Origin of the sequence: Rhodococcus sp. MTM3W5.2, from assembly GCF_001984015.1 — a bacterium.
Lineage (GTDB): Bacteria > Actinomycetota > Actinomycetes > Mycobacteriales > Mycobacteriaceae > Rhodococcus_G > Rhodococcus_G oryzae.
The window spans coordinates 3,470,324-3,489,997 of sequence record NZ_CP019572.1 but is presented as its reverse complement, the minus strand read 5'-3'; the positions used below and the strand labels follow the sequence as shown (position 1 = coordinate 3,489,997).

General features: G+C 68.9%; 19 protein-coding genes and 3 pseudogenes. 15 read left to right on the top strand and 7 right to left on the bottom strand.

Annotated features, from left to right (window positions below; genetic code table 11):
- Window positions 1–43 precede the first annotated feature (43 nt).
- Genes ybeY through era form a run of 4 tightly spaced genes read left to right on the top strand, consistent with a single transcriptional unit; the run spans window position 44 to window position 3,218 of the window.
- Complete coding sequence (gene ybeY, locus BTZ20_RS15955) at window positions 44–586, top strand: rRNA maturation RNase YbeY (RefSeq protein ID WP_077042043.1); 543 nt, start codon at window positions 44–46, stop codon at window positions 584–586.
- The gene (locus BTZ20_RS15950) at window positions 583–1,905 is read left to right on the top strand and encodes a hemolysin family protein (protein ID WP_077042042.1); all 1,323 of its coding nucleotides are present in this window, start codon (window positions 583–585) and stop codon (window positions 1,903–1,905) included. Before ybeY ends, BTZ20_RS15950 begins: the two co-directional genes overlap by 4 nt.
- Complete coding sequence (locus BTZ20_RS15945; RefSeq protein ID WP_051636960.1) at window positions 1,898–2,308, top strand: hypothetical protein; 411 nt, start codon at window positions 1,898–1,900, stop codon at window positions 2,306–2,308. Before BTZ20_RS15950 ends, BTZ20_RS15945 begins: the two co-directional genes overlap by 8 nt.
- A complete protein-coding gene (era, locus tag BTZ20_RS15940) occupies window positions 2,298–3,218 on the top strand; it encodes a GTPase Era (protein ID WP_077042041.1) in 921 nt (306 codons plus the stop codon). Before BTZ20_RS15945 ends, era begins: the two co-directional genes overlap by 11 nt.
- Here the strand turns inward: era and BTZ20_RS27295 are convergent.
- The gene (locus BTZ20_RS27295) at window positions 3,215–3,358 is read right to left on the bottom strand and encodes a hypothetical protein (protein ID WP_189636481.1); all 144 of its coding nucleotides are present in this window, start codon (window positions 3,356–3,358) and stop codon (window positions 3,215–3,217) included. The two genes, era and BTZ20_RS27295, sit on opposite strands and share 4 nt — an antisense overlap.
- A 58-nt stretch (window positions 3,359–3,416) precedes the next feature.
- Here BTZ20_RS27295 and BTZ20_RS26780 point away from each other — a divergent pair, with 58 nt between their 5' ends.
- Entirely contained in the window at window positions 3,417–3,611 is a 195-nt protein-coding gene (locus tag BTZ20_RS26780) for a hypothetical protein (protein ID WP_145982307.1), read from the top strand.
- A 9-nt stretch (window positions 3,612–3,620) separates the two neighbouring features.
- Here the strand turns inward: BTZ20_RS26780 and BTZ20_RS15930 are convergent, their stop codons facing one another.
- Entirely contained in the window at window positions 3,621–4,172 is a 552-nt protein-coding gene (locus BTZ20_RS15930) for a TetR/AcrR family transcriptional regulator (protein ID WP_077042039.1), read from the bottom strand.
- A gap of 3 nt (window positions 4,173–4,175) precedes the next feature.
- Window positions 4,176–5,578 (bottom strand): annotated as a pseudogene (locus tag BTZ20_RS15925) (amidase).
- Window positions 5,579–5,718: 140 nt separating this feature from the next.
- Here BTZ20_RS15925 and BTZ20_RS15920 point away from each other — a divergent pair.
- The 4 genes from BTZ20_RS15920 to BTZ20_RS15905 are packed head-to-tail and all read left to right on the top strand — an operon-like array spanning window position 5,719 to window position 8,644.
- The gene (locus BTZ20_RS15920; protein WP_077042038.1) at window positions 5,719–6,585 is read left to right on the top strand and encodes an alpha/beta fold hydrolase; all 867 of its coding nucleotides are present in this window, start codon (window positions 5,719–5,721) and stop codon (window positions 6,583–6,585) included.
- A gap of 49 nt (window positions 6,586–6,634) precedes the next feature.
- Window positions 6,635–7,483, top strand: coding sequence for a DNA repair protein RecO (gene recO, locus BTZ20_RS15915; RefSeq protein WP_077042037.1), 849 nt, complete (start codon window positions 6,635–6,637; stop codon window positions 7,481–7,483).
- Window positions 7,449–8,246, top strand: a complete 798-nt coding sequence (locus BTZ20_RS15910) for an isoprenyl transferase (RefSeq protein ID WP_392981582.1) — start codon at window positions 7,449–7,451, stop codon at window positions 8,244–8,246. The genes recO and BTZ20_RS15910 overlap by 35 nt, the downstream gene beginning before the upstream one ends.
- Window positions 8,243–8,644 carry a hypothetical protein gene (locus BTZ20_RS15905; RefSeq protein ID WP_072753897.1) on the top strand — a complete coding sequence of 134 codons (402 nt, stop codon included), beginning with the start codon at window positions 8,243–8,245 and terminating at the stop codon, window positions 8,642–8,644. The genes BTZ20_RS15910 and BTZ20_RS15905 overlap by 4 nt, the downstream gene beginning before the upstream one ends.
- Before the next feature lie 31 nt (window positions 8,645–8,675).
- Here the strand turns inward: BTZ20_RS15905 and BTZ20_RS15900 are convergent, their stop codons facing one another.
- Window positions 8,676–9,455 carry a helix-turn-helix transcriptional regulator gene (locus BTZ20_RS15900; RefSeq protein ID WP_223263361.1) on the bottom strand — a complete coding sequence of 260 codons (780 nt, stop codon included), beginning with the start codon at window positions 9,453–9,455 and terminating at the stop codon, window positions 8,676–8,678.
- A 6-nt stretch (window positions 9,456–9,461) separates the two neighbouring features.
- Between BTZ20_RS15900 and BTZ20_RS15895 the strand changes: the two genes are divergently transcribed.
- Both BTZ20_RS15895 and BTZ20_RS28175 read left to right on the top strand, forming a co-directional pair.
- Window positions 9,462–10,205, top strand: coding sequence for an alpha/beta fold hydrolase (locus BTZ20_RS15895; RefSeq protein WP_077042034.1), 744 nt, complete (start codon window positions 9,462–9,464; stop codon window positions 10,203–10,205).
- 127 nt (window positions 10,206–10,332) lie between these two features.
- A pseudogene (locus BTZ20_RS28175) lies at window positions 10,333–10,509 on the top strand (integrase core domain-containing protein); the annotation flags it as partial.
- Between the two features lie 34 nt (window positions 10,510–10,543).
- On the opposite strand, the gene BTZ20_RS15885 reads toward BTZ20_RS28175, so the two are convergent.
- On the bottom strand, window positions 10,544–13,156 hold the full coding sequence (locus tag BTZ20_RS15885; protein ID WP_077042033.1) for a hypothetical protein: 2,613 nt from the start codon (window positions 13,154–13,156) through the stop codon (window positions 10,544–10,546).
- A 96-nt stretch (window positions 13,157–13,252) separates the two neighbouring features.
- Between BTZ20_RS15885 and BTZ20_RS15880 the strand changes: the two are divergent.
- Both BTZ20_RS15880 and BTZ20_RS15875 read left to right on the top strand, forming a co-directional pair.
- A pseudogene (locus tag BTZ20_RS15880) lies at window positions 13,253–13,651 on the top strand (ArsR/SmtB family transcription factor); the annotation flags it as partial.
- Window positions 13,652–13,667: 16 nt separating this feature from the next.
- Window positions 13,668–14,693: a cation diffusion facilitator family transporter gene (locus BTZ20_RS15875; protein ID WP_077042032.1), complete on the top strand. Its 1,026-nt coding sequence runs from the start codon at window positions 13,668–13,670 to the stop codon at window positions 14,691–14,693.
- On the opposite strand, the gene BTZ20_RS15870 is transcribed toward BTZ20_RS15875, so the two are convergent.
- Window positions 14,690–15,109: a Fur family transcriptional regulator gene (locus BTZ20_RS15870; RefSeq protein WP_077042031.1), complete on the bottom strand. Its 420-nt coding sequence runs from the start codon at window positions 15,107–15,109 to the stop codon at window positions 14,690–14,692. The two genes, BTZ20_RS15875 and BTZ20_RS15870, sit on opposite strands and share 4 nt — an antisense overlap.
- Window positions 15,106–15,474, bottom strand: coding sequence for an ArsR/SmtB family transcription factor (locus BTZ20_RS15865; protein WP_077042030.1), 369 nt, complete (start codon window positions 15,472–15,474; stop codon window positions 15,106–15,108). Before BTZ20_RS15865 ends, BTZ20_RS15870 begins: the two co-directional genes overlap by 4 nt.
- A gap of 191 nt (window positions 15,475–15,665) precedes the next feature.
- On the opposite strand from BTZ20_RS15865, the gene BTZ20_RS15860 reads away from it, so the two are divergent.
- On the top strand, window positions 15,666–17,057 hold the full coding sequence (locus tag BTZ20_RS15860; protein WP_077042029.1) for a glycine--tRNA ligase: 1,392 nt from the start codon (window positions 15,666–15,668) through the stop codon (window positions 17,055–17,057).
- Between the two features lie 160 nt (window positions 17,058–17,217).
- Window positions 17,218–19,575 carry an ATP-binding protein gene (locus tag BTZ20_RS15855; protein ID WP_077042028.1) on the top strand — a complete coding sequence of 786 codons (2,358 nt, stop codon included), beginning with the start codon at window positions 17,218–17,220 and terminating at the stop codon, window positions 19,573–19,575.
- Window positions 19,576–19,674: the final 99 nt, after the last annotated feature.

Sequence of the window (19,674 nt, the reverse complement as noted above, 5' to 3'; positions counted from 1 at the left end):
CCGCCCATCCCCGCCGCAGGCGGCCCCGAGGAGAACGACATTCATGAGCATTGAGGTATCCAACGAGTCCGGGATCGACGTCTCCGAGGGCGAGCTGATCAGCGTCGCGCGGTTCGTCATCGGCCGGATGGACGTGCACCCGGCGGCCGAGCTGTCGATGGTGCTCGTCGACCTCGACACGATGGCCGACCTGCACATGCGGTGGATGGACCTGCCCGGCCCGACGGACGTGATGTCCTTCCCGATGGACGAGCTCGAGCCCGGCGGCCGGCCCGACGCCCCCGAACCCGGACCGGCGATGCTCGGCGACATCGTGCTGTGCCCCGCCTTCGCCGCCGACCAGGCGGCCAAGGCCGGCCATTCCACCGCGCACGAGCTGGCGCTGCTGACCGTGCACGGTGTCCTGCACCTGCTCGGCTACGACCACGCCGAGCCGGAGGAGGAGAAGGAGATGTTCGCGCTGCAGAACAGCCTTCTCGCCGACTGGTACGACGAGCTGCGCCTGGCCGAGCGGGAGGCGGAACAGGCCGCCCGTGACAGCAGGCTGCTGGGCAAGACCGGGTTCTTCGACGGCCCCGAGCAGTGAGTGATGAGCTAGTCCAGATCCTGCTCGCCGCGGTCCTGGTACCGCTCGGCGGGCTGTTCGCCGCCATCGACTCCGCGCTCAACACGATCTCCCGGGCCCGGGTCGAGGATCTGGCCAAGGACGCGCGTCCGGGTGCGCAGCGCCTGCTGATGGTCGTGGCCGACCGGCCCCGGTACGTCAATCTCATGGTGCTGCTGCGGATCCTGGCCGAGATCACCGCCACGGTCCTGCTCGCCGCCGCGCTCCTGGACATGCTCGAGCGGAGCTGGGCGCTGCTGGTCACCGCCGTCGTCATGGTGCTCATCGACTACGTCGCGATCGGGGTGGGGCCGCGCACCATCGGCCGCCAGCACGCGTACTCGATCACCCTCGCCGCGGCGCTGCCGCTGCAGGTGATCGGCGTCCTGTTCTCCCCGATCAGCCGACTGCTCATCCTGGTCGGCAACGCGCTCACCCCGGGTCGTGGTTTCCGCAACGGCCCCTTCGCCTCCGAGATCGAGCTGCGTGAGCTGGTCGACATGGCGCAGGAGCGCGGGGTGGTGGCCGACGAGGAACGCCGGATGATCCAGTCCGTGTTCGAGCTCGGCGACACCCCGGCCCGCGAGGTGATGGTCCCGCGCACCGAGATGGTGTGGATCGAGGCGACGAAGTCCGCGGGTCAGGCCACCTCGCTGGCCGTCCGCAGCGGGCACTCCCGGATCCCCGTGATCGGCGAGAACGTCGACGACATCCTCGGCGTCGTGTACCTCAAGGACCTGGTCCAGAAGACGTATCACTCGACCGACGGCGGCCGTGGCGTCACCGTCGGCGAGGTGATGCGCCCGCCGGTGTTCGTGCCCGACTCCAAGCCGCTCGACAGCCTGCTCGCGGAGATGCAGCGCGACCGCAACCACATGGCGTTGCTGGTCGACGAGTACGGCGGCATCGCTGGGCTGGTCACCATCGAGGACGTCATCGAGGAGATCGTCGGCGAGATCGCCGACGAGTACGACATCGGCGAGATCGCGCCGGTGGAGGACCTGGGCGACGGTCGCTTTCGGCTCTCGGCCCGCCTGCCGATCGAGGACCTCGCCGAGCTGTTCGAGATGGAGATCGACAACGACGAGGTGGAGACGGTCGGCGGGCTGCTCGGCTACGCGCTCGGCCGCGTCCCGCTGCCGGGCTCGGAGGTCACCACCGACGGCCTGATGCTGCGTGCCGAGGGCGGCAGCGACGTCCGCGGCCGGGTCCGGATCAGTACTGTTCTTGCATGGAGAGCGCCCGAACCGGACGCCGACTCGGTCGGCGATGACGAGGGAGACGAGGGCCGACATGACTGAGCATCTCGACGAGGAGGACGCCAAGCTGGTGGTCCTCGCCCGCGGCGCGATGGGTCGAACAGGCGGCGCACAGGGCGCCGCGGTGCGGGACCTCGACGGTCGCACCTACGCCGCAGGCCCGGTCTCGCTCGACGCCCTGACCCTCACCGCGTTGCAGGCCGCGATCGCCGCCGCGCTCTCGAGCGGGGCTGAGGGTTTCGAGGCGGCCGCGGTGGTGGGCGACCTGCCCGGCAGCGCCGCGGACATCGTGACCGCCGTCCGGGACAACGAGCCCGGGGTGCTCGCGCTGACCGAGGTCACCGCCTCCGCCAAACTGATCGCCGCCCGAGCCGACGGCTCGGACCCCTATGTCATGGGCTGGGAGCCCTACCGACCCATTTCTGGAGATGCCCATGAGCACTGAGACCGAATTCCGTTCCGGCTTTGTCTGTTTCGTCGGACGGCCGAACACCGGCAAGTCGACGCTGACCAACGCACTGGTCGGCAGCAAGATCGCGATCACCTCGTCGCGGCCGCAGACCACGCGGCACACCATCCGCGGCATCGTGCACCGCCCGCACGCCCAGCTGATCCTGGTCGACACCCCCGGGCTGCACCGGCCCCGGACGCTGCTCGGTCAGCGGCTGAACGACCTTGTGCGCGATACATACTCCGAGGTCGATGCCATCGGTCTGTGCATCCCCGCGGACGAGAAGATCGGCCCCGGCGACCGCTGGATCCTCGAGCAGGTCCGCCAGATGGCGCCGAAGACCAAGCTGATCGGCATTGTCACCAAGATCGACAAGGTCAGCAAGCAGAAGGTCGCCGAGCAGTTGGTGGCCCTGTCGAAGCTGCTCGGTCCCGAGACCGAGGTGATCCCGGTGTCGGCGGCGTCGGGGGAGCAGGTCGAGATGCTGGTCGACCTGCTGGCGAAGTCGATGGACGAGGGCCCGGCGTTCTACCCGGACGGCGAGATCACGGACGAGCCGGAGGAGACGCTGATGGCCGAGCTCATCCGCGAGGCCGCGCTCGAGGGGCTCGGCGACGAGCTGCCGCACTCGCTGGCCGTGGTGATCGAGGAGGTCATCGAGCGCGAGGGCCGCACCGAGAAGCAGGGCGAGATGCTCGACGTGCACGCGCTGCTCTACGTCGAGCGGCCCAGCCAGAAGGGCATCGTGATCGGCAAGGGCGGTGCCCGGCTGCGCGAGGTCGGCACCAAGGCGCGCACCCAGATCGAGAAGCTGCTCGGCACCCGGATCTTCCTGGAGCTGCACGTGAAGGTCGCCAAGGACTGGCAGCGCGACCCGAAACAGCTCGGCCGCCTGGGGTTCTAGGCGGTGCGGCCGCTGCGGAGCGGCACGGTCCGCAGCGTCGGGATCGCCGTGGGCGTGCTGTCGTGCGCCGCGTTGATGGGGTGTTCGAACGGCGATGGGGAGGTCCGCAGGACTCCACCACCCGACGACGTGATCTTCATGTGGTCGCAGGAGCCGGCGGATCACGGGGACACGTTCAGGTCGCCGGCGGAGACCTGCGTGAGTGTGGCGGGGCACCTCGATTTCACCGAGGCGTTCCGGCGTCAGATCGGCGACGACGACTGGACGCGCGACTACGAGGTGACGTGGATGCTCGATCTGCTCCGGTCCTCGCCTGACTGGGTGATGGCCAGTGACGAGGAACGGGACGATCTGATTCGCGGCTACGACGCCGCGGTCGAGGGCGATTGTTGATCGGGGCGCTCAGCGCGGCGCGACGAGCCTGAGGATCGCCGCGGAAACATCCTGTGCGGTACCGGTTGCCAGGCGGCGCAGCTGCAGTCCGGTGATGGTCGCGACCAGGTTCGGCGCGATCGCCGCGGCGTCGGGCACGCCCAGCGCCTCGAGGATGGTCACCGTGAGCGTGTCGTAGGCCGCGAAGCACTCGTCGGCGGCCGCCTGCAGCTCGGGGTCGCGGCCGGCCTGGATGTAGAGCTCGAACGGCGCCATCCGCTCGGCGTCGAACGCCAGGTCCCGGACCACCTGCTCGGTGAGCGAGGCGGCGTCCTGCACGCTCAATCCGGTGTCCCGATACTGCTCGGCCAGGTCGGTCAGCCGAGCGGTCTCGGCGGTGACGAACCCGAGCAGGGCGTCGCGCAGCAGGTCCGTCTGGCTGGGGAAGTGGTAGGTGATCGAGCCGAGCGAGACCTCGGCCTGCGCCGCGATCCGACGGTTGGTGACGGCGGCGATGCCGTCGGTGCCGATGATGTGCAGGACCGCGGCGAGAATCCGCTCACGAACCGGGGACTCGCTCACCGGTCACCACCACTGTTCGGGACGTTCACGGTCCCAACGTAGTTCACGTTCGAGCTGGGCCGCGAGCGAAACCAGCAGCGGTTCGGTGTTGTCGTGACCCATCAGCTGCACGCCGACCGGCAGGCCGTCCGGGGTGAAGCCGGCGGGCACGTTCACGCTCGGCCAGCCCAGGATGTTCCACGGCCAGGTGTACGGGCAGGCGGCGGTGATCACCTTGTCCGTCTCGAAGTGCCCGATGCCGTCGATCGCGTCCACCGGCGGCGGCGGGGTGGCGGTGGTCGGGGCCAGGATGACGTCGAAGTCGTTGAAGATGGTGCCGATCCGCCTGCGCATGCGCGGCTCGGCGGCGCGGGACGCGCGCAACGGCAGGCCCCCCAGTAGCCTGCCGGTGCGCGCGTTGGACAGGGTGCGTGGGTCGAGCAAAGTCGGGTCCGGCACCCGCGAGCGCCACTGCTCCAGCCCGGCCATCGACCGCGGCAGGAAATTCGTGCCAAGCAGCAACCCGTATGCGGGGTCCGCGACGGTCACCTCGTGGCCGAGGCGGCGCAGCGCGTGCGCGGTGGCACCGATCGCCTCCTTGACCTCGGGGTGCAGAGTCCTTGGTGTGGCCGTGTAGGGGATCTTCAGCGACAGCGCGATCCGCAGCCGGCCGGGCTCGCGGTCCACGGCGTCGCGCACGGTCACCGGCGGAGGCTGGTGCAGGTCGCCCTCGTGGCTGCCGGAGACCAGGTCGAGCAGGAGCGCCGCGTCCGCCACCGTGCGGGCGAGCGGGCCCATCACGGTGATGCCGTAGAAGGCCTCGGGCTCGGGCCAGGTGGAGATCCGGCCGCGCTGCGGCTTGATGCCGACCAGGTTTGTCCACGACGCCGGGATGCGGACCGAACCCGCGCCGTCCGAGCCGAGCGCGGCAGGCACCAACCCGGCCGCGACCGCGGCCGCGCTGCCGCCGGAGGATCCGCCGGGGGTCCGCTCGCGCGCCCACGGGTTCCTTGTGTGCCCGAAGCTGCCCCGGTGAACGGCCACTGGCCGAGCTCGGGGCTGTTGGTCTTGCCGACGATGACGGCGCCCGCCGCGCGCAGTCGCCGCACGACCTCGGAGTCCGCGGTCTTGGCGGGGAACTCGCCCGCGCAGCCGAAGGCGGTCGGTTCGCCGGTGACGTCGACGTCGTCCTTGACCGCGATCGGCACGCCGAGCAGTGGCAGGCGCTCGCCAGCGGCCAGCCGGCGGTCGGCCTCGGCCGCCTCCGCGAGCGCGGCCTCGCGGCGAACCACCCGAAAGGCGTTGAGGCCGGGCTGGCTGGCGTCGATGGCGTCCAGGCTGCGGCGCACCCGGTCGACGGAGGTGGAGGCACCGGTCGCCAGGGAGTGCGCCGTCTCCTCGAGCCCGAGGTCCCTGGTGTCTTCCATGTGCGTACTCACGCCGTGCCTCCCAATGTCTGTTCGTTCGAACGAACAGTACCTCCGGGCCGGTGTCGTCCGCCAGGTTTTCGCGCCAGGAGGCGAGGCCGGTGAGTAGCTTTGGGCCCAGCGCGAACATCGGAGGAGTCATGAGCGGTGACCTGAGGGCCTGGAAACGGCGTGGGCGCCACCTCGAGGTCGACGGGAACCGGATCTTCGTCGTCGAGGTAGGCGAGGGAACCGGAGCTCCGCTCGTGATCGTGCACGGGTTTCCCGGTTCGTCGCACGACTTCGCCGAGGTGGCGGAGCGGCTCGGGGCCGGTCGGCGGGTGGTGCTGCTCGACCTGCTGGGGTACGGGCTTTCCGACAAGCCGGCCTCGGCACGCTACTCGCTGTTCGAGCAGGCGGACCTGGTGGAGGCCGTGCTCGGCCGGTTGGGTATCGGCCGCTGCGTTTTGATCGCCCACGACATGGGGGACACCGTGGTGGCCGAGCTGATGTACCGCCACAATCTCGGTGTCCTGGGCTTCGTTCCCGAGCAGGTCATCCTGACCAACGGCTCGATCTTCATCGACCTCGCGCAGCTGACGTCCGGCCAGCGGGCGATGCTGCGACTGCCCGCGCGGGCGCTGCCCTTCTCGCCACCGCGATGGCTGCTGGCCCGCGCGATCGACCGCAGCTTCTCGCCGCGCGCGCCCGCCCCGGCCGGCGCCATCGACGCGCTGATCGAGGCCATCGAGCGCGACGGCGGCGGGCGGCTGCTGCCCCGTCAGAACCGCTACATTCTCGAGCGCAGGGCGCATCAGGATCGGTGGACGGCGGGGCTGGTGGAGTACCGGGAGCCGTTGGCGCTGATCTGGGGCGAGTGCGACCCCATCGCCATCCCGGAGATGCCCGCGCGGTTGCTCGAGCTGCGCCCCGACACCGCGGTGACCGTGCTGCCCGGCATCGGGCACTGGCCGCAGCTCGAGGCGCCGGACCGGCTCGCCGAGCTGATCGGGCAACGGCTGGGTTGACCCGGTGTGGGCGTCCGGGATTGTCCCCGGACCGTGGGACACTTTCCGGGTGAGGTTGTACCGGGACCACGCGGTGGTGTTGCGCCAGCACAAGCTGGGCGAGGCCGACCGCATCGTCACCCTGCTGACCCGCCAGCACGGGCTGGTGCGGGCGGTGGCCAAGGGCGTTCGCCGCACCAAGTCGAAGTTCGGTGCCCGCCTGGAGCCGTTCGCGCACATCGACGTGCAGCTCTACCCCGGCCGCAACCTCGACATCGTCACCCAGGTGCAGACCCTGGACGCCTTCGCAGGGGACATCGTCGACGACTACGGCCGGTACACCACCGCCTGCGCGGTGCTCGAGACCGCGGAACGGCTCGCGGGCGAGGAGCGGGCCCCCGCCCTGCGGCTGCACCAGCTCACCGTCGGAGCGCTGCGCGCGGTGGGGGAGCAGGCCAGGCCACCCGAGCTGATCCTCGACGCGTTCCTGTTGCGGGCCATGGGTTTCGCCGGCTGGGCACCCGCGCTGGAGGAGTGCGCGCGGTGCGCCGCACCCGGCCCGCATCGGGCCTTCCACGTGGCCGCGGGCGGGGCGGTCTGCGTGCACTGCAGACCTCCGGGCTCGGCGACACCCTCCCCTGGCGTGCTCGACCTGATGGACGCGCTCGCGCGCGGCGAGTGGGCGAACACTGAGACCGTCACGGCCGCGGTCCGTGCGCAGGCCAGCGGGCTGGTCGCCGCGCACCTGCAGTGGCACCTCGAGCGCCAGCTGCGCACGCTGCCGTTGATCGAGCGCTCGCGCCCGCATGCCGCGGTCGAGCCGGATGCCACGGATCCGCGGGCGGTGGCGGGACCACCCCGTCCGGTCGGGCAGGATGGTGATCGTGATTCGACGACGCGAACCGCAAGCTCCGCCTAACCGCGTGATCCGGCCCCCGGCCCCCCACCCCTCCGGCGCCAGGGCGCCGATCCTGCAGCCCGAGCTGATCCCGCGGCACGTCGCGTTGGTGATGGACGGCAACGGCCGCTGGGCCCAGGAGCGGGGCCTGCCGCGCACCGCGGGCCACGAGCGCGGCGAGGCGGTGCTGATGGACACCCTCGAGGGCTGCATCGAGATCGGCGTGAAGTGGCTCTCGGCGTACGCGTTCTCCACCGAGAACTGGAAGCGCAGTCCCGAGGAGGTGAAGTTCCTGATGGGCTTCAACCGGGACGTGATCCGGCGTCGGCGCGACGAGATGCACGAGATGGGTGTGCGGGTGCGCTGGGCGGGGCGCAGGCCCAGGCTGTGGGCCAGCGTCATCAAGGAGCTCGAGGTCGCCGAGGAGCTGACCAAGCACAACACCACGATGACCCTGACGATGTGCGTGAACTACGGCGGCCGCGCCGAGATCGCCGACGCGGCACGGGAGATCGCGCGGCGGGTAGCGGCGGGCGAGCTGAACCCGGAGAAGGTGACCGAGGCGACCGTCGCCAAGTATCTCGACGAGCCCGACATGCCGGACGTGGATCTGTTCCTGCGTCCCTCGGGTGAGCTGCGCACGTCGAACTTCCTGATCTGGCAGTCCGCATACGCGGAGATGGTGTTCCAGGAGAAGCTGTTTCCGGACTTCGACCGCCGCGACCTGTGGGCCGCGTGCGTCGAGTACGCGTCGCGCGACCGACGCTTCGGCGGAGTCAAGTGAGCGCCGGCACCGCGCAGGTCCTCCAGGACCGCGCCCGCGATGCGCTCGCGCATTTCGTGGACGTGCGCGAATCCGACGACGGGTCATTGGGTTTCGAGTACGCGGGGGCCCTGTGCTCGCTGCGGGCGGTGAACCTCGCGCCAGGGCTCGACGTGCTGTCGGTGACCGCCGTGCTGGCCTGGGACCGTCCGGTCAAGCCCGCGCTGCACAAGAAGGTCGCCGAGAAGAACTCGATGATGCAGTTCGGGTCGATCACGGTGATCACCCGCGGCAAGCTGGCCGACGTGATCCTGCGCTACACCTTCCCGGCCGCCGGGCTCGAGGACGAGGCACTCACCACGATGCTGCTGCTGGTGCTCTCGGGCGCGGATCAGGGTCGGCAGGGGTTGCTGCCCTAGCTGTATTGACCGGAGACGTTGATCGAGTGCCTCACTCACCTTGGCCATTCACGGGTCTTGCTGTCGATGGGGGGATGCCGATCTCGTCAATGTCATGGCCGCTGCAGGCAATCTTGGTTGCACTGGCGTGCTCGATATGGGACACGAGGAACCACCGCATATCGTTGCGTAGCCTGCACCAGCCGATCAGGTACCAATGGCCGTTCGTGGAGCCGAACATCACCGGCTCGACGTCCCGGGTGGTCGTGTTGCCGTCACGCGAGGTGTAACGGATACGCACCACCCGTTGCTCGGCCATCGCTTCCTCCAACGCTGACTTGATCGTGCGCGGAGTAGGAGGCGCGTTGACCCAGACGCGACTGGCCAGCTCATCGGCCTTCGTCCGGGTCCGTGGATCGAGTACGTCCATGATCTTCCGAACGCCCGCCAAGGCGAGATCGGCGTAGGGGGCGTCGGGTGCAGCAGAGACTGCCGCGAGTAGCGCCACTGCCTGCACAGGGGTCAGGCTGACCGGTGGCAGGGTGCCTCGGGCGACTAGCCCGTAGCCGCCGCCGGGGCCCGGGCGCGACCAGATCAGCGCGCCACCGTTCTCGAGGGCGGTGAGGTCTCTCTTGATCGTCCGCACGGACACGCCGAACTCTTGTGCCAGTCGCTCAGCAGTGCATCCACGCGGTCCGCTGCGTCGCAGCATTTCGGACAGGGCGTGGAGCCGCTCCGCCCTCTTCATTTCCCACCCCGGCTCATTTCCTTCCCCGGCAAAAAGATCATGCCAAAATGGTGACATACCGTTGTCCTGGAGGCTTGAGAGCATCGTGGTGTGACGACAAACGCGAGCAACCCGACCATCATCCTGATCGCTGGCCATTGGCTGGGGGCTTGGGCATGGGACGAGGTGCACGAACACCTGACCGCCGAAGGCTGGCGAACCATCCCGATGACGCTTCCCGGACTCGATGAGCAGGATCCCGAGCGGGCGTCCAGGACGCTCGATGACCAGGCGACGGCGATCGAGCAGACAATGACCCAGGCTGAGGCTTCCGAGGCTGAGCCGGTGGTCATCGTGGCGCACAGCGGAGCCAACGCGCCGGTAAGCCTTGTGCTCGATCGGCATCCTGAACTCGTCCGCCGAGTGGTGTGGGTCGATAGCGGGCCCGTCGCGTCCGGCAGTGTCTTCGCCCCGGATGCGCCCGAGGATCTGGACGAGTTTCCCCTGCCGCCCTTCGACGCGCTCGGGGAGCAGGCCAGCCTCGAGGGCCTGAGCATTGAGGCTCTCGAGCGCTTTCGCGCCAGGGCCGTTCCGGAACCCGGTCCCGTGCTACGCCAGCAAGTGACGCTCACCAACGATGCGCGTCTGGCGGTCCCGACCACTCTGGTGTGCTGCTCGATCCCGAGCGCGCAGATGATGGAGCTGGCCAAGGCGGGTCATCCCATGTTCGCCGAGGTGTCAAACCTCGACCATGTCGATCTCATCGATCTCCCGACCGGGCATTGGCCCATGTGGAGCCGCCCCGGCGACCTCGCCCATATCCTCGCCGCAGCAGCGACTTCCCCAGCTAACTGACCCGCAGACAGACCGGAAGAGGGCCAGCCGAAAGCGGCTGGCCCTCTTCCATTCCCGAAAGATCTCATGACACACCCCAATGCCGCGCTCACCTCAAGACTCCGCCTCGAGGTTGCCCGGCTCGTCGTTTCACCGCACGATGGCCGACGGATGGGCCTACGCCCGCTGCTACATCTAAGAAAAGAGCGGCGGGGAGCGCTTGAGGCGTGTGTTGCACCAGTACAACCAGCATCGCCCGCACACGGCGTGCGGCAACCAGCCGCCGTTCTCACGATTGATCAACGTCCCCGAGCAGTACACCTAGCGCCGCGCTCAGGTGCGCGATCGGGATCCACTCGTCACCGATGTGCGCGCTTGGATTCACGGGCCGCGTTCTTGGCGGAGCGTGCGATGCTCTTGAGTTCGTCACGGGTGAAACCGAGGTGACGGGCGGAGCGCATCCAGGTGTAGAGGTCTGATGCGGCTCGATGCTGGCCGAGCCGCGAGTAGCAGGCCGCCAGGTCGAAGGCGGACTTGCGGGCTCGCTCGGCGATCTCGGAATCGGGGAAGGTGCCCGCGATGTCCAGGATCATCCGGTGGGCGTTGGTCGTCTCGGGCAGGCGGCCGAGACCGGTCAGCAGCAGCGCCTTGTTGCGCAGTGTCTTGACGCGGCGGAGCCGGCGTTCGGCGGAGTCGACGGACAGGTCGTGGATTCTGAGGACGTGGTCGTAGGCGGTGATCGCGGCGACTGGGTCGCCCAGATCGTCGATCAGAACGGCGCGGTTGTAGGCGGCCACTTCGCGGGCGCTCATGATGTCGCCGTCGGTGGATCCGTCGGCGAGCCGTCCGAGCGCCTCGTAGGCCTCGATCGCGGCACGCTCCTCGCCGAGTCGGCCGAGCGCGATGCCGAGTCGCAGGTGACCGCGTGCGTGTACCCGCCGTGCCCGGGTGTCGAGACCGGGGCGACGCAGGGCGGCGCCGCGTGCGACGGCGACGAGCTCCTCCCACCGCCCCGCGTCGACCAACAGACCTCCGAGCACGTCCAACGCCGCGAGCCCGAGCATGACGATGTTCTCGTCGGGGTCCGCGCCGGCGACGGCCACGACCTCCGCGAGGATCGTTTCGGCGTCCGCGCGCCGCCCCTCGTCGACCGCCTTGTCAGCCTCGTACAGCCGTTCGCGAAGTTCGCGGTAGCGGGTCACTCCCGCCGAGGCAGCGGTGCCATCGGTGGGGGAGGAGATCGCGAGGATCCGCTGATTCTCGGTGGCGAGTTCGACGGTGTCGCGGATGTCCGGGTCGTCGCTGTCCGCGTGGTTCGTCACCAGGTCCAGCAGCAGGGTCGCCGCCAGCTCGCGTTCGCCTCGTTCCGCCGCGCGTGTCGACTGAGTGAGGCGGCGCCGGGCATCCAGGCGGCGGATGCGCACGTCCCGATCGGCGGCAAACAGATCCGCAAAGCGACGCAGCGCATCATCGATCTCGGTCGGATCGAGCATGGGTGACTGCCACACGGAGAAGAGTGAGTTGGCCGCCCACAGGCGCACATCGGCGTCGGCGTCGTGGGCCGAGCGATCCACGGTGTCGCGGATGACGCGGCGAGATTCGGCCAGCTCGCCTGCTTCCCGCAGCAGACGTCCCCGCCAGTACATCGCTTGGGTGATCGCGGCCGGGACGCCGGGCACATCGGCGGCCGTGGCGTACCGGCGCGGCACCTGCTCCAGCGCCTCGAGTGCGTCGCCGCGTCGTCCGATGTCTGCGAGACGAAGCGCGCGGTCGACCATCGCCAGGGCGAGCGGTACGACGAGACGCTCGTCGTGCTCGTGCCCGGGGAATCGCGATTCGAGCTGTTCGTAGAGCCGCACGGCCCCCTCGGGCTCGCCGAGGTGCGCGGTCACCTCGGCGAGCCGTGACGCCACGCGCGCCCGCGCCCCCGCCGTGACCGGGCTCGTATCGGTGCCGAACGCGCGGTCGGCGTGGGCAAGGATCTGTCGATCCACCGTCGTCACCGCGCCTGCGTCCTCGGGAACACCCCCGAGCACCCACCACAGGACCGCCTCACGCGCATCCTCGGCGGCACAGGCGGCATAGCGGTCCACCAGTGCGGCGGAGTGTTCCACGGCGGCAAGGTCGCGCTCGGTGTGGGGAAGTCGCTCCAGTACCTGGTCGAGATGCCGGGCCTGTTCGGCGGCCGCCTCGAAGCCGGGATCGGCGACGGGCACATCCAGGGCACGCAGGCCGTGGGTAATCGCCACCGCCGCAGGCAATCCCCTGCCGATCTCGTCGTCGACCAGGCAGAGCGATGCGGCGTGCAGGAGCGCCCGCGCCGAGGGGAGTGGCTCGGCCTCGGCGATCACACGGTGCATCAGCGCGATCGCCGACTCCGGGTCATCTCCGGTGTCGTAGCGGATCTGCGCCGCCTGATAGAGCGCAGTGATGCGCAGATGACGCAACCGCTCGTCGGATTCCGCGGTGAGCGTGAGCGCAAGCGTTTCGAGTCCGACCGCCACCAGATGACGATCTCGTCCCAGGTGCCGCCGCAGGATCTCGGCGGTGAGCATTGCCTCCGCTCGTGCCTGCCGGACACCGAGCGGTTGATCGTCCCCGATGTGACGTCCCGCGAACGACTCCGCCGCTCGCAGCACATCGACCAGCACGATCGCGTCATCGAGTTCGTGCCGGTGGATCCACTCGATCGCCTCGAGCTCGGCGAGCGCGCGGGCCTCCCGGACGGGGTCGGCATCGAAGCCGTCCGTGAGGTCGGCCATCCTCGCGATGCGCCGCTCGACGGCATCGCGTGGTTCGGACGGCGCTTCCATCCGGACGAGTATCCCGGTGGCCTCGGCCACGGCTATCGCTTCGGCGTCCTCGACGGCAAACCTCTGCGCGTCCAGCGCTAGGGCCAGGATTGCCTGTGCCTGCTCCTGATCGCCTAGCGCAAGCAGCTCGCGCGCACGGCGCACGACGTCACGAACCATCTTCGATCCTTCCCGGGATGTCCCCAGAACCTATAGGCCTGCACAGCGGGTCTGTCCGTCGCTCATGTTCGGCCGGTCCGGGCGTATTATCTGCGTATGAATGCAGATAATGCAGCTTGCCGGCGGCGGCTGCACGACGACCAGGTCGACCTGGTCGTGGAGGTGTTCCGCATGCTGGCGGACGCCACCCGGGTGCGCGTGTTGTGGGCCCTGGTCGACCGGGAATGCTCGGTCAACGAGCTGGCGGTGCACGTCGGCAAGCCGGCGCCGTCGGTGTCGCAGCACCTGGCGAAGCTGCGGATGGCGCGTCTGGTGCGGACGCGCCGCGAGGGCACGACAGTGTTCTATCGGCTCGAGAACGACCACGTGCGCCAGCTGGTGACCGACGCGGTGTTCAACGCCGAGCACGCCGGCCCGGGCGTGCCAGGACATCACCGCACCGACAGCGGGTTGCGGGTCCTGCACGCCGATGCCGCGGGGAGGCGGCGGTCGGCGAGATCGGCGGCCCGGCATGACGCACGAACACCAGGAGGGTCACGGGCACGCGCACCGTGGCGGCCTTCGGTCCGCGGTGCGGGAGGTGTTCGTCCCGCACCGCCACGACGCGGCCGACAGCGTGGACGACGCGCTCGAATCGAGCGCGATCGGCATCCGGGCGGTCAAGGTCAGCCTGGTCGTGCTGGGTGTCACCGCGCTCGTCCAGCTGTCGATCGTCGCGGTGTCGGGGTCGGTGGCGCTGTTGGCCGACACCATCCACAACTTCTCCGACGCGCTGACCGCCGTCCCGCTGTGGATCGCGTTCGCGTTGGGCAGGCGCGCCGCGACCCGCCGCTACACGTACGGGTTCGGTCGCGCCGAGGACCTGGCGGGCCTGTTCGTGCTCGCCATGATCGCGCTGTCCGCGCTGATCGCGGGATATGAGGCCGTGCGACGGCTGCTCGATCCGGTGCCGATCGAGCACCTCGGATGGGTCGCGGCGGCCGGGCTGGTCGGATTCATCGGCAACGAGCTCGTCGCGCTCTACCGGATCCGGGTCGGCAGGCAGATCGGATCCGCGGCCCTGGTCGCGGACGGCCTGCATGCGCGCACGGACGGATTCACCTCGCTCGCAGTACTGTTCGGCGCGGGAGGCGTCGCCCTCGGGTTCCCGCTGGCCGACCCCATCGTGGGCCTGCTCATCACCGCCGCGATCCTGATCGTGCTCATCAGCGCCGCGCGCGAGGTGTTCCGTCGGTTGATGGACGGGGTCGATCCGGATCTGGTCGATGCCTGCGAGCGTGCGCTCGCCGCCGAGCCGGGGGTGGCGGGGGTCCGGAGCCTGAAGATGCGGTGGATCGGTCACCGGCTACACGCCGACGCCGAACTCGACATCGACGCAGGCACCAGTCTCGAGGACGCGCACCGGATCGCGCACCGAGCCGAACACGCACTCACCCATGCGGTCCCGAAGCTCTCGACCGCCCTGGTGCACGCCTATCCCGCGCACCCGCTGACACGGGCGGCCCGAGCGGCAGGCGCGGAATCGAGCGGGCGCTAGGCGGAGCAGTTGCGGCAGGTGCCGAAGATCTCGACCGTGTGGCTGACGTCGGTGAAGCCGTTCTCGTCGGCGATGGACTGCGACCACTGCTCGACGGTGGGGCCCTCGACCTCGACGGTGAACCCGCACGACCGGCACACCAGGTGGTGGTGATGGCCGGAGGAGCAGCGGCGGTACACCGACTCGCCGGTGTCGGTGCGCAGGACGTCGACGGTGCCGGCGTCGGCGAGGGTCTGCAGCGTCCGGTAGACCGTCGTCAGGCCGATGCCCTCGCCGCGCTTGCGCAACTCGTCGTGCAGGTCCTGCGCCGAGCGGAACTCGTCGATGTCGTCGAGGAGTGCGGAGATCGCGCTGCGTTGCTTGGTGGCCCGCACGCCGACCACGACGGGGTTGCGCCGGTCGTTCTTCTCGGTCACGGTCTCGGTCCTTCCTCGGCGTGGGCGACGGCGTCGATCACGATGTGGGCGAGGTGGTCGTCGACGAGGCGGTAGAACACCTCGCGGCCGTTGCGTTCGCCGCGCACGACGCCCGCCGACTTGAGCACCCGCAGGTGTTGGCTGATCAACGGCTGGGTGACGCCGAGCGCCTCGACGAGTTCGTGCACGCAGCGCTCCGCGTCGCGCAGCTGCAGCACGATCGCGATCCGCACGGGGGCGGCCAGGGCGCGCAGGATGTCGCCCGCCGCGCTCAGTGTGTCCTTGCTCGGCAGGGCGGCAGGCGGCGTTGAGCCGGAAGGAACGTGTTCGGTGGCGTGGAGATCGTCGGCATCGCTGATGCTCACCCTGCACCCACCTCCTCGTCGGAACCCGTGGCCGGTTCCTGTCGCCTTATTGCAAATCGATTCCATTTTGATATGCATGGATGCGCATGTCAAATGGGGAGATTTCGGTCGGCCCGACGGGGCAGATAGGCTGGTGCGCAGAAAACCGCACGTGACCGCAGCATCTATTACCCAGATGGAGAGCTCCCCAAGTGGCACCCAAGTCCATGATCGAGACCGTCGCCAACCTCGCGAAGCGCAGGGGGCTCGTCTATCCCTGCGGTGAGATCTACGGCGGTACCAAGTCTGCCTGGGACTACGGGCCGCTCGGCGTCGAGCTGAAGGAGAACATCAAGAGGCAGTGGTGGCGCAACATCGTCACCAGCCGCGACGACGTCGTCGGCCTCGACTCCTCGGTGATCCTCCCTCGCGAGGTGTGGGTCGCATCCGGGCACGTCGGGGTGTTCAACGACCCGCTCGTCGAGTGCCTGAACTGCCACAAGCGGCACCGCCAGGACCACCTGCAGGAGGCCTTCGCGGAGAAGAAGGGCCTCGACAACCCGGACGACGTGTCCATGGACCTCATCGTGTGCCCGGACTGCGGCACCGTCGGGCAGTGGACCGAGCCGCGCGACTTCAACATGATGCTCAAGACGCACCTCGGCCCCATCGAGACCGAGGAGGGGCTGCACTACCTGCGGCCCGAGACCGCGCAGGGCATCTTCGTCAACTTCGCCAACGTGCTCACCACCTCGCGCAAGAAGCCGCCGTTCGGCATCGCCCAGATCGGCAAGAGCTTCCGCAACGAGATCACCCCCGGCAACTTCATCTTCCGCACCCGCGAGTTCGAGCAGATGGAGATGGAGTTCTTCGTCAAGCCGGGCGAGGATGCGGAGTGGCACCAGTACTGGATCGACACCCGGCTCGCCTGGTACACGGACCTCGGCATCGACCCGGAGAACCTGCGGTTGTACGAGCACCCGGCCGACAAGCTCTCGCACTACTCGACCCGCACCGTCGACATCGAGTACCGCTTCCGGTTCCAGGGCAGCGAGTGGGGTGAGCTCGAGGGCGTCGCCAACCGCACCGACTTCGACCTCAAGACCCACTCGGAGCACTCGGGCACCGACCTGAACTACTTCGACCAGGCCAGCGGCGAGCGGTACACCCCGTACGTCATCGAGCCGGCAGCCGGCCTGACCCGCTCGCTGATGGCCTTCCTGGTCGACGCCTACTCCGAGGACGAGGCACCCAACGCCAAGGGCGGGGTCGACAAGCGCACCGTGCTGCGCCTTGACCGTCGCCTGGCCCCGGTCAAGGCCGCGGTGCTGCCGCTCAGCCGCAACGCCGACCTCACCCCCAAGGCGAAGGATCTCGCTGCGCTGCTGCGCAAGAACTGGAACGTCGAGTTCGACGACGCAGGCGCCATCGGCCGCCGCTACCGTCGTCAGGACGAGATCGGCACCCCGTTCTGCATCACGGTCGACTTCGACACCCTCGACGACCAGGCCGTGACGATCCGCGAGCGCGACACCATGGAGCAGGAGCGGGTCTCGCTCGACAAGGTCGAGGGCTACCTGGCCCAGCGACTGATCGGCGCCTAGATTTCTTCGGTGACCTAGTTCTCGAGTGAAGGGGCTGTCCCCGGCCGAGGTGCCGGGGACAGCCCCTTCACCGTTCTCGCCGTTCTCGCTGGTCCGCGATCGGCCTGTCATAATTTGCGATGGGCAGTTTCGATCACACGAGACCACGACGGGACGTTTCATGACGACCTCCGTGAAGGGCAGGCTCGGGAACCTGCCGCTGGAATTGACCAGTTTCGTCGGTCGTCGCCGGGAGATAGCCGAGGCCAGGCGGTTGCTGGCGACCTCGCGGTTGGTGACGCTGGCCGGCATCGGCGGGGTCGGCAAGACCAGGCTGGCGTTGCGGGTCGCTGAGGATTCGCGGCGGGCGTTCGCCGACGGGGTCTGGTTCGTCGCGCTCGGCGACCTGCACGATCCTGCGTTGCTGCCCGAGGCGGTCGCCGCGGCGCTCGGGTTACCGGACCGTCCGGGAAGTTCGGAGTCGCGTCTGTTGGTCGATCATCTCTCCACCAGGCAGACCTTGTTGGTCCTGGACAATTGCGAGCATTTGCTCGGGGCCGTCGCGGAGTTCGCGCAGGCACTGCTGCGGGCATGTCCGGAGCTGCGCATCCTGACCACGAGTCGCGAGCTCCTCGGGGTGCACGGGGAGCGGGTGCTGCGGGTACCGCCGCTGACCATTCCGGACGCGCAGCAGACCCCGCCACTCGAGGCTTTGCCCCAGTACGAGGCGGTGGCGCTGTTCGTCACGCGGGCCGCGGCCGCTCTGCCCGACTTTGCGCTGACCGAGGCCAATTGTGCTGCGGTGGCGGGAATCTGCGGAAGGCTGGACGGGCTTCCGTTGGCGATCGAGCTGGCGGCGGTGCGGATGCGGATGATGTCCGCCGAGCAGATCCTGCAACGCCTGACGGACCAGTACCAGTTGCTGACCGTCGGTTCCCGAGCCGCGCCGACCAGGCTACAGACGTTGCGGTCGTGCGTGGACTGGAGCTACGAGTTGTGCACGGCGCGAGAGCGGCAGCTGTGGGCGTGGCTGTCGGTGTTCGTGGGCGGCTTCGAGTTGGATGCGGCCGAGGGTGTCTGTCCCGAGGAGCTGGTAGACGACTATTTTCTGGACGCGGTGGCCTCGCTCGTGGACAAGTCGATCCTGATCCGTGAAGAGTGCGGGGACGTCGTGCGCTTCGGCATGGCCGAGACCATCCGCGACTACGGCGGAGAGAAGTTGCGTGAATCCGGCGACTTCTCCGGGGCGGGGCGGCGGCACCTCGGGTTTTATGAGCGGCTCGCAACGCAGGCGGCAACCGAGTGGATCGGCCCTCGCCAGCCCGATTGGATCGCCCGACTCGATCGGGAGCAGTCGAACTTGCGGGATGCGCTGGCGTTCAGCATGTCAGAGCCGGTGGTCGGCACCGATCCAGATGTCAACGCACGCATCGTCAATGCCCTGTTTCTGTTCTGGACGTGCCGGGGCCTGCTGGCGGAAGCCAGACACTGGATGGACCGTTCCCTGGCATGCTCCGAGAGCCCGCAGGCCTCGGAACGTCTGTCGACCCTGTTCGACGACGGCGTGTTGGCGGGGATGCAGGGTCAACTCGGCGACGCAACGGCACGGGCGGAACAGTGCTGCTCGCTCGCGGAGCAGTTGGGGGACACGGGTTCGCTCGAGATCGCGAACTACGCCAGGGGTTACCTGGCCATGTTCAGAGGGGACCTCGCCGCGGCGTACGAACCGTTTCAGGCCGCCCTCGCCAGTGCGGGTGCGCCCTTAGCTGGTCGCACCGGGCTCCAGATCGCTCGACAGCTGGGTGCCCTCCTCGGCCTGGCACTCGCGAGCGGGCTTCTGGGGGACGAGGAGACGGCCGTCGCCTGTTACGAGCAGACGCTGGCGATCACCACGCCGCGAGGTGAGTCCTACTTCCGTGCGTACTCGTCATGGGCCCTCGGATTGACGGTGCTACGGACCGGCGACATCGATCGGGCAACAACCCTGATGGAACAGGCAATGCGACTGAACCGGCAGGTCAACGACCCGCTCATGACAGGCTGGTGCCTGGAGTCGATGGCCTGGATCGCGATACGCGAAGACAAGCCGACGCGTGCGGCCGTCCTGATGGGCGCCGCCGAGACGCTCTCGCAGAGGGTGGGCACCGCCTCGGTGCCGCTTCCATACATGCTCGGAAACCACGACGAATGCGTGCACCAGGCCCGTGACGCGCTCGGAAAGCGCTCCTACACTGAGGCATTCCGCACCGGTGCCGCGATGAGCCTCGAAGAATCCGTCGCGTATGCACTCGGGGACCGCCCCGCCGACCAGCCCCAGACGGCACCGGTCGCCCCTGTGTTGACCCCGCGCGAGACCGAGGTGGCACAACTGGTCGCCGCGGGCCATCCGAACAAGGTGATCGCCTCGATGCTGGTCCTCTCTCCCCGCACCGTCACGGGCCACGTCGAACACATCCTGGCCAAGCTGGGGTTCACCTCGCGAACTCAGATCGTGGCCTGGGTTGCCGAGAACCAGCCGGATAGACAACTGCCCCGATGATCGGCCCTCGGGCGCGTCGTTGTTTGCGTGGGTTCACGCGCGCCCCGGCCCAAGAGATGCTCAGGCCTGTCATAATCTCCCAGTAGTTTCGAGCACGCG

What these genes read in the sequence shown, in the direction of transcription:
- ybeY (WP_077042043.1), top strand. Translation starts at nt 44, where the DNA reads ATGAGCATTGAGGTATCCAACGAGTCCGGGATCGACGTCTCCGAGGGC.
- BTZ20_RS15945 (WP_051636960.1), top strand. Translation starts at nt 1,898, where the DNA reads ATGACTGAGCATCTCGACGAGGAGGACGCCAAGCTGGTGGTCCTCGCC.
- era (WP_077042041.1), top strand. Translation starts at nt 2,298, where the DNA reads ATGAGCACTGAGACCGAATTCCGTTCCGGCTTTGTCTGTTTCGTCGGA.
- BTZ20_RS27295 (WP_189636481.1), bottom strand. Translation starts at nt 3,358, where the DNA reads ATGAAGATCACGTCGTCGGGTGGTGGAGTCCTGCGGACCTCCCCATCG.
- BTZ20_RS15920 (WP_077042038.1), top strand. Translation starts at nt 5,719, where the DNA reads ATGAGCGGTGACCTGAGGGCCTGGAAACGGCGTGGGCGCCACCTCGAG.
- BTZ20_RS15900 (WP_223263361.1), bottom strand. Translation starts at nt 9,455, where the DNA reads ATGCTCTCAAGCCTCCAGGACAACGGTATGTCACCATTTTGGCATGAT.
- BTZ20_RS15885 (WP_077042033.1), bottom strand. Translation starts at nt 13,156, where the DNA reads ATGGTTCGTGACGTCGTGCGCCGTGCGCGCGAGCTGCTTGCGCTAGGC.
- BTZ20_RS15875 (WP_077042032.1), top strand. Translation starts at nt 13,668, where the DNA reads ATGACGCACGAACACCAGGAGGGTCACGGGCACGCGCACCGTGGCGGC.
- BTZ20_RS15855 (WP_077042028.1), top strand. Translation starts at nt 17,218, where the DNA reads ATGACGACCTCCGTGAAGGGCAGGCTCGGGAACCTGCCGCTGGAATTG.